The sequence below is a fragment of the Paeniglutamicibacter quisquiliarum genome, from assembly GCF_019084045.1.
In the GTDB taxonomy this organism is placed as follows: domain Bacteria; phylum Actinomycetota; class Actinomycetes; order Actinomycetales; family Micrococcaceae; genus Paeniglutamicibacter; species Paeniglutamicibacter quisquiliarum.
Map to the genome: position 1 here is coordinate 367,760 of NZ_JAHRED010000001.1, position 14,281 is coordinate 382,040.

General features: G+C 68.7%; 13 protein-coding genes. 5 read left to right on the plus strand and 8 right to left on the minus strand.

Annotation, left to right across the window (positions count from 1 at the left end; genetic code table 11):
* Positions 1-38 precede the first annotated feature (38 nt).
* The 3 genes from KRR55_RS01610 to KRR55_RS01620 are packed head-to-tail and all read left to right on the plus strand — an operon-like array spanning position 39 to position 3,558.
* Positions 39-911 carry a shikimate dehydrogenase gene (locus KRR55_RS01610; RefSeq protein ID WP_217387290.1) on the plus strand — a complete coding sequence of 291 codons (873 nt, stop codon included), beginning with the start codon at positions 39-41 and terminating at the stop codon, positions 909-911.
* Entirely contained in the window at positions 911-2,752 is a 1,842-nt protein-coding gene (locus KRR55_RS01615) for a bifunctional sugar phosphate isomerase/epimerase/4-hydroxyphenylpyruvate dioxygenase family protein (RefSeq protein ID WP_217387291.1), read from the plus strand. The genes KRR55_RS01610 and KRR55_RS01615 overlap by 1 nt, the downstream gene beginning before the upstream one ends.
* A gap of 26 nt (positions 2,753-2,778) precedes the next feature.
* Positions 2,779-3,558, plus strand: coding sequence for an IclR family transcriptional regulator domain-containing protein (locus tag KRR55_RS01620; protein WP_217387292.1), 780 nt, complete (start codon positions 2,779-2,781; stop codon positions 3,556-3,558).
* 10 nt (positions 3,559-3,568) lie between these two features.
* Here the strand turns inward: KRR55_RS01620 and KRR55_RS01625 are convergent, their stop codons facing one another.
* The 3 genes from KRR55_RS01625 to KRR55_RS01635 all read right to left on the minus strand — a co-directional run bounded on the left by KRR55_RS01625 (position 3,569) and on the right by KRR55_RS01635 (position 5,578).
* A complete protein-coding gene (locus KRR55_RS01625; protein ID WP_217387293.1) occupies positions 3,569-4,204 on the minus strand; it encodes a GNAT family N-acetyltransferase in 636 nt (211 codons plus the stop codon).
* Between the two features lie 168 nt (positions 4,205-4,372).
* The gene (locus KRR55_RS01630) at positions 4,373-4,933 is read right to left on the minus strand and encodes a Dps family protein (RefSeq protein WP_217387294.1); all 561 of its coding nucleotides are present in this window, start codon (positions 4,931-4,933) and stop codon (positions 4,373-4,375) included.
* A gap of 153 nt (positions 4,934-5,086) precedes the next feature.
* Positions 5,087-5,578, minus strand: coding sequence for a DUF6328 family protein (locus tag KRR55_RS01635; protein ID WP_217387295.1), 492 nt, complete (start codon positions 5,576-5,578; stop codon positions 5,087-5,089).
* Positions 5,579-5,717: 139 nt separating this feature from the next.
* Between KRR55_RS01635 and KRR55_RS01640 the strand changes: the two genes are divergently transcribed.
* A complete protein-coding gene (locus tag KRR55_RS01640) occupies positions 5,718-8,255 on the plus strand; it encodes an excinuclease ABC subunit UvrA (protein WP_217387296.1) in 2,538 nt (845 codons plus the stop codon).
* A gap of 44 nt (positions 8,256-8,299) precedes the next feature.
* Here KRR55_RS01640 and KRR55_RS01645 read toward each other — a convergent pair whose 3' ends face one another.
* From KRR55_RS01645 to KRR55_RS01655, 3 genes are read right to left on the minus strand one after another with little or no spacing between them, the layout of a single operon-like run.
* On the minus strand, positions 8,300-8,902 hold the full coding sequence (locus tag KRR55_RS01645; RefSeq protein WP_217387297.1) for a protein-tyrosine phosphatase family protein: 603 nt from the start codon (positions 8,900-8,902) through the stop codon (positions 8,300-8,302).
* Position 8,903: 1 nt separating this feature from the next.
* A complete protein-coding gene (locus tag KRR55_RS01650; protein WP_217387298.1) occupies positions 8,904-9,557 on the minus strand; it encodes a VWA domain-containing protein in 654 nt (217 codons plus the stop codon).
* Between the two features lie 31 nt (positions 9,558-9,588).
* Positions 9,589-9,951, minus strand: a complete 363-nt coding sequence (locus KRR55_RS01655; protein ID WP_217387299.1) for a hypothetical protein — start codon at positions 9,949-9,951, stop codon at positions 9,589-9,591.
* 126 nt (positions 9,952-10,077) lie between these two features.
* Between KRR55_RS01655 and KRR55_RS01660 the strand changes: the two genes are divergently transcribed.
* Entirely contained in the window at positions 10,078-11,226 is a 1,149-nt protein-coding gene (locus tag KRR55_RS01660; RefSeq protein ID WP_217387300.1) for a hypothetical protein, read from the plus strand.
* On the opposite strand, the gene KRR55_RS01665 is transcribed toward KRR55_RS01660, so the two are convergent.
* Both KRR55_RS01665 and KRR55_RS01670 read right to left on the minus strand, forming a co-directional pair.
* Complete coding sequence (locus KRR55_RS01665; RefSeq protein WP_254455736.1) at positions 11,223-12,767, minus strand: FAD-dependent monooxygenase; 1,545 nt, start codon at positions 12,765-12,767, stop codon at positions 11,223-11,225. The two genes, KRR55_RS01660 and KRR55_RS01665, sit on opposite strands and share 4 nt — an antisense overlap.
* A gap of 60 nt (positions 12,768-12,827) precedes the next feature.
* Positions 12,828-14,240: a cryptochrome/photolyase family protein gene (locus KRR55_RS01670; RefSeq protein ID WP_217387302.1), complete on the minus strand. Its 1,413-nt coding sequence runs from the start codon at positions 14,238-14,240 to the stop codon at positions 12,828-12,830.
* Between the last annotated feature and the right edge of the window lie 41 nt (positions 14,241-14,281).

Sequence of the window (14,281 nt, forward strand, 5' to 3'; positions counted from 1 at the left end):
CAATCCTCCCGCGAAAAATCTCAAGGACTGGAACACTCATGAGCACCACCACGCAGTCGTACCTTGTAGGCCTGATCGGGGACGGGGTCATGCCATCGCTGACCCCGCCGATGCACGAGACCGAGGCGGACGCCCACGGATTGCGCTACCTCTACCGCCCGATCGACCTGGCCGGGATCGGCAAGGACGCCAACGAGGTGGGCGACCTGTTGCGGGCAGGCGCCATGCTGGGATTCAACGCCTTCAACATCACCCACCCCTGCAAGCAACTGGTGCTCGAACACCTGGATGAGATCAGCGACGAGGCCCGCGCCATCGGCGCGGTCAACACCGTCGCCATCCGCGACGGCAGGTTCCACGGCTACAACACCGACGCCTCGGGCTTCTCCTGGGCCCTGGCCAACGGCCTGCCCGGGGCGAGGCTGGACACCGTGCTGCAGCTGGGTGTTGGAGGAGCCGGCTCCGCGGTCGCCTACGCGCTGCTGGACTCCGGGACCAGGGAACTGCTGCTGGTGGATCCCGAGGCGGCCCGCGCCGCCGAGCGCGCGGCGACGCTGGCCATGCAATTCCCGGACCGCACCATCCTGGCCTGCACCCCCGACCAGGTCCCGGCGCTGCTGGGGCGCGTGGACGGTGTGCTCAATGCCAGCCCCGTGGGCATGCACCACCACCCGGGGGTGCCCCTCGACGTCGGCGGGCTCACGCCCGAACACTGGGTGGCCGACGTGGTCTACCGCCCGGTGGACACCGAACTGATCCGCGCGGCCCGCGCCCTGGGCTGCCGTACCCTGGACGGCGGGCACATGGCCGTGGGTCAGGCAGTCGATGCCTTTTCCATCATCACCGGCACCACCCCCGACACCGCCCGGATGCGCAACCACCTGCTTGCGATGCTGGAGGCGGGACTCTAATGCGCACCTCCATCGCCACCGTCTGCATCTCCGGCACGCTCGAGCAGAAGATGCTCGCCTGCGCCAAGGCCGGCTTCGACGGCATCGAGATCTTCGAACAGGACCTCACCGTCTCGCCGATGTCCCCCGAGGAGGTCCGTGCCCTGGCCGACCGCCTGGGCCTGACCCTGGATCTCTTCCAGCCCTTCCGCGACTTCGAGGGCGTGGACGCGCAGACGCTGGCCGCGAACCTCGCCCGGGCCGCGGCCAAGTTCCGGCTGATGAACCGCCTGGGCATCGACACCATGCTGCTGTGCTCCAACGTGGGCACCGCAACCATTGACGACGACGAACTCTTCGCCACGCAGATCCGCGCCCTGGCCGAACTCGCCGCCGAACACGGGGTGAAGATCGCCTACGAGGCGCTGGCCTGGGGCAAGTACGTGAACACCTACGCGCACTCCTGGCGCATCGTGGAAATGGTGGACCACCCCAACGTGGGTCTCTGCCTTGACTCCTTCCACATCCTCTCGCGCGGGGACGACCCGGCGGGCATCGCGGACATCCCGGCCCAGAAGATCTTCTTCGTGCAGCTGGCCGACGCCCCGGTGCTGTCCATGGACGTGCTGTCCTGGTCCCGCCACTACCGGGTGTTCCCCGGCGAGGGCGGCTTCGAGCTCGATGCCTTCATGGGCCACCTGGTGCGCTCGGGCTACGACGGGATCGTCTCGCTGGAGATCTTCAACGACGTCTTCCGCCAGTCCAACGTGGAGCGCACCGCGGTGGACGGGATGCGCTCGCTGATCTGGCTGCAGGACCGGACCGCGGCCCACCTGGGATCCGGTGCCGCCGGCTACCCGCTGGGCCTGGCCGCGCTGCCCGGGGCGCAGGAGCCCACCGGCTTCGACTACGCGGAGATCCGCACCGAGGACCCGGAGGTCGTCGCCGGGATGCTGGCCCAGCTGGGCTTCACCTTCCGCGGCCAGCACCGCCGCAAGCCGGTCACGCTCTGGAGCGCCGGGGACGCACGGTTCATCATCAACACCCAGCGCAGCCGCGGCATCACCGCGGAGGTCTCCGGCTTCGGCATCCAGGTGCCCGACGCGGCCCTGGGCACCAAGCGCGCCACCGCGCTGAAGGCCCCGGCCGTCCCGCGCCACCACACCGTGGGCGAGCAGCCGCTGCACGGCTTCACCGCGCCCGACGCCACCGAGGTGTTCTTCGGGACCACCGCCGACGAGCCCGCCTGGGCCGCCGAGTTCGGCGACGGGACCAAGCCCGCAGATCCCGGGGGCATCACCGGGATCGACCACATCAACCTGGCCCAGCCCTGGCAGGCCTTCGACGAATCGGTCCTCTTCTACACCTCCACCCTCGACCTCACCGCCCGCCCGGGCACCGAGGTGCCCAGCCCCATGGGCCTGGTCCGTTCCCAGGTGCTGCGCACCGAGGACGGCGCCGTGCGCCTGGCGCTGAACATCGTGCCGCACGGGTTGGAGGACACCCGCGAGAGCGCCCCGCGCTATCCCGAGCACATTGCGGTGCACACCGATGACATCATCTCCCTGGCCCGCCGCGCGGTGGCCGCCGGCATGGAGTTTTTGGCCGTGCCGAACAACTATTATGAGGACCTGGCGGCACGCTTCGGCCTCGACGGGGAAACCCTGGCGCAATTGCAGGAACTGAACCTGCTCTACGACCGGGACGAGCACGGCGAGTTCCTGCATTTCTACACCGAAACCGTGGGCTCGATGTTCCTGGAGGTCGTTGAGCGCCGCGGCGGCTACGACGGCTACGGGGCACCGAACGCACCGGTGCGGCTGGCCGCGCAATTCGAGCGCAACCGCCTGATGGCGTACTAGGGAAGAACAAGGGGAAGTGGTGAGCCATGGCCGAGCAGCCTGACTACTATGTGAAGTCTGCGGAGAAGACGCTGGCGGTGTTGCTGGCCTTCGACGCCGCGCACCCGCTGCTGACGGTGACCCAGGTGGCCGAGGCCATTTCCGTCTCGCGTGCCGCGGCCCGCCGCTTCCTGCTCACCCTGGTGGACCTGGGGTACCTGGAGGCCGACGGGAACGCCTTCCGGCAGACCCCGCGGGTGCTGGACATCGGCGCCTCCTACCTTTCCGGGCTGACCCTGCCCCAGGTGGCCCGCCCTCACCTGCAGGCCCTGGCCGCCGAGCTCTCGGAGACCACGGCGCTGTGCGTGCTCGATGACCAGGACATCCTGTACGTGGAACGCGTCTCCGCGCCGCGCATGCATTCGATGAACGTGTCAATCGGCAACCGGCTCCCGGCCTGGGCCACCTCCATGGGCAGGGTGCTGGTCGCCGAGCTGCCGGCGGCGGCGCGCGAGGAGTTCCTCTCCAACGCCAGGCTCACCCACTACACCGCCAAGACCGTGGCGAGCATCGACGAGCTGCGCGCGGAGCTCGACACCGTGCGCGCCCAGGGCTGGTCGCTGGTCGCCCAGGAACTGGACGAGGGGCTGCGCGGGCTGGCGGTTCCCGTCTATCGGGGCGCGCAGCTGCTCGGTGCGCTGAACGTCTCGGTGCAGCCAGGACGCATCGGCTCGACCTCTATCACCGATGAGATGGTGCCGCTGATGCGCCGGGTCGCCCAGGACATCGCCGACGACTTCGGCGGGCGCACCGCGGCGGGAAACTGATTCCCCGGCCCTAGGGCGATTCCGTGAAGTCGATGCGCATCACCAGCCGGCGCGGGGTCGGGTGGCTGACCTCGCCGAATCCGGCCTCCTCGAAGATCGACCGGCTGCCCACGAACATCTCGCCCCACATGGGCTTCCTGCCCTCGGGCAGGAGCATCGGATAGCCCTCCACGGCGCGGGCCCCGCGCCCGCGGGCGAAGTCCACCGCCGCGGCGGCCATGGCCCGGCCGACGCCCAGGCGCCGGTACCCGGTGCGCGTGACGAAGCAGACCGCGGCCCAGATGTCGGGGTCCTCCTTGTCCTCCTCGCGCCCTGCCCAGGGGACCTTCGAGGCGAGCAGCCGCGGGTAGGCGGTGCGCGGCTCGATGGCGCACCAGCCGACCGGCTCCTCGTCGAGGTAGCCGACCAGCCCGCTCGTTTGGGCGGCCCGCGGTTTTCCGCATGCCGTCTGGGCGCGCAGCCGCTCGGCCCGTTCTTCGTCGGTGAGCGCGCCGAAGGCCTTGCCGGGATTCTGGAACCACTGGCAGCGGCAATGCCCGGGATCGCCGCGGGTGCCAAAGATCTTCTCCAGGTCCTCGCTGCTGGCCTGGTTTGCGGGCACCACGCGCAGGTCCGCGGTCTTCGTGGAGTCCTGGTGAGTTTCCATCTGCGCGCTCTCCCGCGATTGGTGGCATGGGCCTGCCGCGGTTCGGCCGGCTCCCTGCTTTCGAGACTGCCAGCGTCGCAATCCCGGGTCAAGGTCAGGGGCCGGACACGGAAAAGGGGATGGAAGGTCGTGCCCTTCCATCCCCTTGCCCAGGTCGTGCCCTCCGGGCTACTTGGCCTTCTTGGCCGCGCCCTTCTCGGTGCGGGCCTCAGCGTTGGACAACTCGCCCTCGCTGTTTTCCAGGTGCGAGCGCATGAACCACTGGAACTGCTCCAGTTCGCCGGTCTGGCCGATGAGGATGTCCTCGGTGATCGGGTCCAGCTTGCCGACCTCCTCGATGGTCTTGCGCATCGAGGTGATGACCCCGGTGTAGACCAGGTCAAGGGCGGCAAGGTGCTCGGTGGTGCTGGCCCGGCCGATCTCGTAGTCGTCCCAGCTGCGTGCCGCAACCAGGGCACCGGGCAAGCCGTTGGGGGCCACGCCCATGGTGGCCATGCGTTCGGCCAGGGCGTCGATCATGGCCCGGACCAACTCGATCTGCGGGTCAAGCATTTCGTGGACGCCGATGAAGTCGCGTCCCACCACATTCCAGTGCGCGTGCTTGAGGGTTAGCTGCAGGTCGTTGAATGCGTGGATCCGCATCTGCAGGGCGCCCGCGACCTTGTGGCCATTGGCCAGGCTCATTCCCGGAACCGTGAATCCTGCGTTGCTCGATGTCTTTGCTGCCATTGATGCCTCCTCGATAACTGACTGCTGGGCAGTCTTCCGTGGATATCCATGTGATGTAGCGGTACTTAGGAACGTATCACGCACCCGGAGCGAAACGCCCGGGGATTTCGCGAATAGAAAACAATGGTGGGTTAATTCCTGCGTCGCTGTCGTTCATTCCGCCGGGAGCTTCGAGCGCGGGGTAACGACCCGCGGCAGGACGAGCAACAGGAAGAGCGCGGCAGCCATCAGGATTCCGCCCACGAGCAGGCCCGCTTGCCAGCCATGCAGGACCTGGACGACAAACCAGACGCACCCGGCCACCAGCACCCCCACGCCCACGACCACAAGCCGGGAAATGATGTGGCCCAGGTGGACGGTGGTGGCCTTCAGCTGCTGGCCGAAGAAATGGCGGTGCACGGCCACGGGGGTGACCAGCAGGAGGATCACCAGGGCCGAGGCGACCAGCAACACCAAATAGAACCTCTCATCGGGCACCTCCAGGGTGTCGAAGCGGGATTGGAAGGGCAGGACCACCAGGAAGGCCGCGAGGATCTGCGCACCGGTCTGCATCACGCGCATCTCCTGAAGCAACTCATTCCATTTGCGGTGCAGCTCCTCGTCGCTGTCCTCGGACTGATTGGCGGTGTCGGTGTGCTTGGCCATGGCGAACTCCTCTGCGGGGGACGGTTTGTGAAAAACATTATGCGACGCATCGCGGCAGGAGAGGGCAACACGACAGGTTCAGCCCCGAAACCGTGGCACGGCTGGAGATCGGGCGGGTGCCGGCCCTAGGGTGGGGAAGGTGAACAGCAATGGGCAGGACACCGAGTACACCCCGGCACCAAGCACGCACGACGGTTTCGTCCACGTGCGCGGCGCCAACGAGAACAACCTGCAGGACGTCGAGGTGCGCATCCCGCGCGACGCCATCGTGGCCTTCACCGGGGTGTCCGGCTCCGGGAAATCCTCGCTGGCCTTTGGCACGATCTTCGCCGAGGCACAGCGACGGTTTCTTGAATCCGTGGCACCCTATGCGCGCCGGCTCATCGCCCAGGGCCACACGCCGAGGGTCGAATTCATCTCCGGCCTGCCCCCGGCCGTGGCCCTGCAGCAGCGCCGCGGAACCGCCAGTTCCCGATCCACCGTGGGCACGCTGACCACACTGTCGAACTCGGTGCGGATGCTGTACTCCCGGGCCGGGGACTACCCGGAGCATGCCCCGCGCCTGGACTCGGATTCCTTCTCGCCGAACACCGCGGTGGGAGCGTGCCCCGAATGCCACGGGCTGGGCGTTGCCCACACCGTCACCGAGGGCTCCCTGGTTCCGGACCCGTCCCTGAGCATCCGCGAGGGCGCCATCGCCGCCTGGCCCGGCGCCTGGCAGGGCAAGAACCTGCGCGACATCACCACCCACCTGGGTTATGACGTGGACGTGCCCTTCAAGGACCTGCCCCGCACGGTGCGCGACTGGCTGTTGTTCACCGATGAACAGCCCGTGGTGGAGGTGGTGCCGCAGCGCGACAGGGTGGCAAAGCCCTACAAGGGCCGTTTCTGGAGCGCCCGGCGCTATGTGCTGCACACCGTGGCGGATTCCAAGTCCGAATCGATGCGCGCCAAGGCCCTGCAGTTCATGGAAACCGGTCCCTGCCCGGCCTGCTCGGGCACCGGCTTCCGCCCCGAGGCCCTGGCCGTGGGATTCGCCGGGCTGGATATCGCGGCCTTCAACGCGACCCCGCTCGATGCGCTGGCCGCCGTGCTGCGTCCGGTCGCCGGGAACCGGCCGGGTCCCGGCGGGGAGCCCGCCCTCGAGGTCGCTGCCTCGATCGCCGCCGACCTGTTGGGGCGCATCGAGGTGCTGACCAGCCTGGGCCTGGGCTACCTGAGCCTGGACCGCGGGACCCCGACGCTGTCGCCCGGGGAAATGCAGCGCCTGCGCATCGCCACGCAGCTGCGCTCGGGCCTCTTCGGGGTCATCTACGTGCTTGACGAGCCGTCCGCGGGCCTGCACCCGGCCGACACCCGGCCGCTGCTGGAGGTGCTCGAGGCATTGAAGGCCGGCGGGAACTCCGTCTTCGTGGTGGAACACAACATGGAAGTGGTTTCCCGGGCCGACTGGATCGTTGACGTGGGTCCCGGCGCGGGTGCAGGGGGCGGCCGCGTGCTCTACAGCGGCCCGGTGGCCGGACTGTCGCAGGTGGAGGCATCGGTGACCCGGCGTTTCCTGGGGCCGGACACCGGTGCCGAACCGGCGCGGACGCCGCGCACGGCCGGGCACTGGCTGGAACTGGACGGGATTTCACTGCACAACCTGGCAGATCTTGACGCGCGCTTCCCGCTGGGCGTGCTCAGCGCCGTCACCGGGGTTTCCGGATCCGGCAAGTCCTCGCTGGTCAGCCAGGCATTGGCGCACGGGTTGTCGGATGTGCTGCGCGGCAGCGGCCCCCACGGAGCGGTCGGTGCCCCGGAGCCCGGGGACCTCGAGCCGGAAACCTCCGACTTCAGGGCAACGGTGCGCGAAGTGCGCGGAGCCGGGCGGATCGACAGGATCGTGGCGATGGACCAGAAACCCATCGGCCGCACCCCGCGCTCGAACCTTGCCACCTATACGGGCCTCTTCGACGCCGTGCGCAAGGCCTTTGCCGACACGCCGCTGGCCAGGCAGCGCGGCTACGGGGCCGGACGCTTTTCCTTCAACGTTGCCGGCGGGCGCTGCGAGAACTGCCTGGGCGAGGGCTACCTGGAAGTCGAACTGCTTTTCCTGCCCGGCAGCTATGGGCCCTGCCCGGTGTGCCACGGCTCGCGCTACAACACCGAGACCCTTGAGGTCACCTACGAGGGCAGGAACATCGCCGAGGTCCTTGCCCTGGACGTGGATGCCGCCGCGGAATTCCTGGCCGGGATCCCCGCCGCCGCCCGGTCGCTGCAGACGCTGCGCGACGTGGGACTGGGCTACCTGTCCCTGGGCCAGCCGGCCCCCGAACTCTCCGGGGGCGAGGCCCAGCGCATCAAGCTGGCCACCGAGCTGCAGCGCGCCCGGCGCGGGCACACGCTCTACCTGCTGGACGAGCCCACGACCGGACTGCACCCGGCGGACGTGCAATTGCTGCTGGGCCAGCTGCACCGGCTGGTCGAGGAGGAGAACACCGTGGTCGTGGTCGAACACCACATGGACGTTGTGGCAGCCGCCGACTGGGTCATTGACCTGGGCCCGGAGGGCGGAAACGCCGGAGGGAAGATCGTCGCGACGGGGACCCCGGCACAGCTGGCGGTGCATCCGGGCTCCCGGACCGCGCCCTACCTGGCCAAGCGCCTGGGCATGGCGGCGTCGAACGCGCCGTGAGCGGCGAGCGCCGCACCGCGCGCTCGCCGGTTGGCCGCGGGGGCTCAGGCGGAGAAGCCCAGGTCTCGCCGGTGGTTCTGGCGCATCACGTGGCGGATGCGCCCCACGGTGCTGGGCGTGAGGACCTCATCGATGTGCTTCTGCAGTGCCCGCGCCTGCCGCCGGGGGTCGGCCGGGCGGCCACCCTTGCGCAGCTGCCGGGCCACGTGCGCCGCGAGCGCGTCTTGCGCGTAGGCGATGAAGGCCTGCGGGCGGGCGGCGCGGATCATGTCGAATGCCTCGATGGGGGAGTGGCCGCGGTCCAGCAGGATCGCGAACCCCATGGACGGGCCGCGGTTGATGCCCATGTGGCAGTGGGCCAGCACCTTTCCTCCGTTGCGCACCGCGAGGCGGGCGAAGCGGACCCCCTTGTCGAAGACCTCCGGTGCCACGACGTGGCCGGCGGCGTCGGTGGTGCCGACCGAGAGGTACGAGATTTGGGCGGCTTCCCAGATCTGGGTGTCGTCATCCTCGATGCGCAGGTCCACCACGTGGGTGATGCCGAGGTCGATGATCTCGAGCACCTGGGCGACCATGACGCTGTCGTTGCCATCCAGGTCCCCGCCCACGGCCAGGTCGTTGGTGACCCAGTTCAGGTTGGCGCGCATGTCACTTGCCCGTGTCCCTGCGCTGGCGCTCGGTGAAGACGGACTCGGCCAGGACCTCGTCCCAGTCCGCGCCGCGGCGGGTGGCTCCGCGGACCGAAGTGGTCATCAGGCTGTAGGTGTCCATGGCTTCCGCGGCGGTTTCCCGGGTATAGGTCAGCGCGCGGTCGGGGGAAATCCCCAGGCTCGCTCCGACCTCGACGGCGTCCTGGTCACATCCCATGTAGGAGATCACCCACTTGTCGACCTTTTCCTGGGTCTGGATCAACTCGCGGATGGCCCTGCGGGTGTACTTCGTCGATGCATTCTCGAGCCCGTCGGAGGCGATGTTGAAGTGGACCGTTCCGGGGCGCTTGTCAGCGGGCAGTTTCGCGATCTGCAAGCGGACATCGGTGATGGTCCGGCCGATGGCGTCATATAGTGCGGTCGTGCCGCGGGGCTCGAGATTGAAGTGGGGAACCTCGGCCAGCGGCGTGTTCCGGTAGGCGGCCTCGAAGCGGTCGTCGAACAGGTAAAGCGAGGCCGTGGCGCTGCCGGGCTCGGCCTTCTGCTTGGCAATGTAGGCGTTCAGGCCGCCCTCGATGTCGTGCTTGATGTCGAACATGGAGCCGGAGCGGTCAAGCAGGAAGACGAGCAGGGCGGTGTCTTTGTTGGACATGATCAAGTCCTTTCGGGAAGTGGCGCGAGTTCTAGGTGGAGCGCCGGGGTTTGAAGGTCATGGGCTCGGTGGGCGCGGGGCGCCCGGTTTCCGAGTCGTAGCGGGCCCGCTCGATGGAGGAGCTTGACACCTTGCCGCCCGCGTCCGTGTAGCTGGAGAGCTGCGAGGTGCGGGCCAGCCGCGGGGGGACCGCGTTGGGCGAGAGCCCGGCGCGGACGGCCACCGAACGGATCGATGCGCCCTCGAGGGCGGCCTTGGCCATCTCCTCGTTCAACGCGGCATCGATCAATTCGCGGACCTCTCCCAATCGTTCGACGGCCGCCAGCGGGTCGGAGGGGACATCCCCCAGGAGCTGGCGGGCTTCGTCGATCGGGGTACGCTTCTTCTTGTTCATAAACTCATCATGCGCAGTTTATGAGCATGTGTCAATAGTGCGAATCAAACATTTTTGCCCATTCCCGGAAATGGCGGGGACCAAGGGCCTACAGGTGGGCAGCCGAAAAATGAAAGAATCGTCGGTGTGGATATTGAACGTGGCCCCCAAAGGCGCAGGGAGACGGCCGACCTGCAGTTCCGCGGCGAGAGCTGGGCGCTCTGGCTCGGCTTTGGCGGAACGGTCCTGGGCGTCCTCGTCGGGCTTGTCGCCTTCGCCGACTACCGCCCGGATCTGGCCGGCTACCGTTCGGTGGGCGTCCTCTCCTCAATCCTGGCGGCGCTGACCGCCTCGGCCGGAAGCATCATCGGCTACCTGAGGGTGCTGAGCAAGACCCAGGGCTGGCTGCTCGACTTTCCGCTCTACCGGCAGGTCATCAACGCCGGGGCCCTGGTGATCATCCACGCGGCAATCTCCGCCATGGCCGCGCTTGTCACCTTCCGGATCGTCCAGGATGCATTTCTGGGGCTGACGGTGGACAGGTTTGCTGGCAGCCTCATGATCGGCATCACCGCCGGGATCGCCGGCTACGTGGCCCTGCTGTCCTCGGCACGGGTCACGGCGCAAAGCCTCTCAACGCTGCTGGCCGCGTTCATGACCACCGGCGTGTTCATCAGCATGCTGGCCGCGGAAAATCCCTTCTGGTGGCGTTCCATGTTCTCCGCCCTGGGCACCCGCGACTCCGGGCTGATGTCCTTTTGGACGTTCAACGTGACCCTGGTCGTCTCCGGGCTGGTGCTCAGCACGCTGACGGCCTTCATCGTGCGCGACGTGATCCGGATGGCGCGCATCCACGACAAGCTGGCGATCGCCCAGGGCAGGCCGCTGCCCCGATTCATCCGCCCGCGCCCGGCCGTGGTGCGCACCTGCCTACTGGGCCTGGGGGCGTGCGTGATCGGCATCGGGCTGATCCCGTTCAACGTCTCGGCGCCCGTGCACTCGGCCATCGTGCGCATCGCCGCCCTGTTCATCGTGGTGCTGCTGCTGGGCGCCGCGCTCTGGCTGCCGGGATTCCCCTGGGTCTTCCACCTGCTCTCCTTCGCCTGCTTCCTGGGGCTGGTGGGCGCCGCGCTGCTCTGGCAGCCGCTGGCCTACTACAACCTCACGGCCTTCGAGCTGGCGGTGGTGGGCATCGTCTTTGGCTGGTTGAGCGTGTTCATCCGCACCACCGACGCGGCGCTCGCCGTCAAGCGCAAGGAGCTGGCCGAGGTGCTCGCCGTCAACGGCCGGGCCTAGGCGTGTACCTGCTCGAAGTGGGCCACGAACATGTCCGGGCGCACCAGCACCACCGACCCGTCGGGTAGACGGCGCTTGGGAGCCGCGGCAAATTCATGCAGCGGCACCTCGTACTCGGCGGCCAGCTGCTCCCCGCGGTCCCGGCCCGCCGGGCCATAGATGTGCACCTGCCAGCAGGCGTCGTTGAGCACCTCGAAGTTGTCCGCGTGCTCGCCGGTGCGGTTGGGAACCCACGGCAGCCGGCGTCCCAGCACCTTCCCGCGGCGCCGGGTCCGGGCAAAGCCGGTGGCCAGGGTCGCGCGGTCCATCGCGCTGTCATCCATCCAGTAGTGGACGCGGATCTGCGAGAGGTAACCGAAGAAGCGGCGGCCGGCAGGGATCCTGCCCACCAGGCGCACCGCGGCGGGCCAGAGGACCGGCAGCACGCGCGTGCGCACCGTGCGGGCCAGCGGGGACCGGGAGGTGGCTAGTCCGAAGAGCCGGTCCGTGGTGGCCACCAGGCGCAGCGCCACCGGGCGGCGCTCGAGTTCGTAGCGCTGGAGGTAGGTCTCGGGCATGCGCCCGGAAAAGACGTCGGCCAGCTTGCATACCAGGTTGTGCGCATCCTGCAGCCCGGTGTTCATGCCCTGGGCGCCGACCGGGGAGTGGATGTGGGCGGCGTCCCCGGCCAGGAAGACCCGGCCGCGGGCGAAGTGCTGCGCAACCCGGTGGTGCACCCGGTAGGTGGTGAACCAGCTGGCCTCCTGGTACCTGACGCCGAATTCGCTGCGCAGGCTGGCCCGCGCGCGGCCCTCGTCGATGTCGGGTTTGTTCGAGGCGGGGTGCTGCGGCTCGTGCAGGATGCCCAGCAGCCGGCGGCGCTCGCCCCCGTTTTCGTCCTTGCCCATCGGGAAGCCGAGCATGAAGTTCTCATCCGAAAAGCGCAGGTTGATTCCCGAGCCCATGCCGGTGACGCCCCGGGCGTCGAGCACGTAGAAGACCTCGTCGTCCGTTTTCCCCTCGAAGGCAATGCCCAGGGCCTCGCGGATGGGGGAGGAGGCGCCGTCCGCGGCGATCACGTAGCGCGCCGAGATGTGCACGGGCCCCTGCGGCCCGGTGCACTTCACGAGCGTCCGGTCCCCGGTGTCGGCGAAGGATTCGTAGCCGTGTTCCCACAGCACCGGGTTGCCCGCCTTGCGGAGGTATTCGGCCAAAAGCTCCTCGTTGGCGCTTTGCTCGAGCATGGTCAGCCCCGCATAGTGCGTCTGGGCGTAGCCGAGCCGGTTGAGCTTGATGCTCTTGAAGCTACGGGCGCCGATCCCCGGGCGCATCTCCCCGGTGGGCACCGCGCGTGCCTTGACCTCGTCGGCAAGCCCCAGCTGGCGGTAGATCTCCATGCTGCGCGCCTGCAGCGCCAAGGCGCGCGATTCGCGGGTCGGCCCGGATTTCAGGTCCACGACCTTCGAGTCGATTCCGAACTTCTCCAGCCATGCCCCGGCCATCAGGCCCGTGGGCCCGGCGCCGATGACCAAAACGTCTGTGTGCAATAGCGTCGCGTCCATGAAACCCACGCTACGCCCCAAGGCCGGGCAAAGCACTGGTGCCGGCGCCGTGGCGGGCAATCACCACATCGGGTCCGGGCGCATGCCTTCCTTCATGCGCGCGTGGGCGGCCAGCGCGTCGGCGCGCGAGGCCATGAGGTCCACAATCGGCCCGCCGGGGGACAGCGGGGCGAAGCCTGCAATGTAGGAGCCGCGCGGATCGAACTTCCGCGCCTGCAGCAGCGGGTTGAAGACCCTGAAGAACGGGGAGGCGTCGGCGCCGCACCCGGCGACCCACTGCCAATTGGCCGGGTTGGAGGCGGCGTCCGCGTCCACCAGCGTGTCCCAGAACCATTCCTCGCCCACCCGCCAGTGGATGCCCAGGTTCTTGACCAGGAAGCTCGCTGTGACCATGCGGACCCGGTTGTGCATCCACCCGGTCTCCCACAGCTGCCGCATGCCGGCGTCCACCAGGCCGAAGCCCGTCATCCCGGTGCGCCAGGCCTCGAGATGGCGCACGATCTCCGCGTCCTGCCCTCCGCTTGCCTCACCGGTGGGCGGCCAGGCCCACTCGAACGCGTCGAATTCCGCACGCAGGTTCGCCGTGGGCAGCTCCGGGTGGTGGTAGAGCAGGTTCCAGCAGAAGTCGCGCCACGCCAGTTGCCGCATCATGGCCCGCGCCCCCGCCGCCCGTTCGGGGTGTTCGGCCAGGGTGGAAGCCAGTGCCTCCCAGACCTCGACCGGACTCAGGTGTCCCCAGCGCAGGGCGGCCGACAGCCGCGAGGTGCCGTCGGTGTCGGGCCTGTCGCGGGTCTCTGCGTAGTCCCCGGCGATGTCCTCCAGCACCGTGCCGAGGCGTTCGCGGGCAGCTGCCTCGCCGGGGACCCAGGTGGCCGCCAGCCCGTGCGACCAGTCCGGATGTACCGGCAGCAGGTCCCACGCGGCAAGCTCCTCCGCGGGCAGGGAGATCGCCGGGGCGTGTTGTGCGTGGGGCCGGGGCAGCGCCCGGCGCAGCGGCAGGGCCTGCAGCGCGTTGTGGAACGGCGTGAACACCTTGAAGTTCGTGCCGCCTTGCGTTGCCACGGTCCATGGCTCGTGCAGCAGGGTGCCGGCATGGCTGTGGACATCGATTCCCGCGGCGGCCGCCAACGCCTTGGCTGCGGTGTCCACCGCGCGTTCGGGCCCGCCGTAGCGGCGGTTGAAGTGCAGCGCGTTGAAGGAACCGGTGGCCAGCAGCCCCGGGAGGATGTTCGTCGCGGCCCCACGGTAGAGCAGCAGCGGCACTCCGAGACCCGCCAGGGAATCGCGCAGTTCGTTCAGCCCGTGGTGTAGCCACCACTTGGCCGCGCCGCCCAGCGGCCGGATCCCGGGGGACTGCTCGTCGAGGATGAACAGGGCAACGGCCGGCCCCGCGGCCATGGCCGCGGAGAGTGCCGGGTTGTCGGCGACGCGCAAGTCGTCGCGAAACCACATCAGGGAGGATGGTTCTTTCATGGTCCGGCCTTTCACGCTTTCGGGGTAGGAGCAAGGGCCGG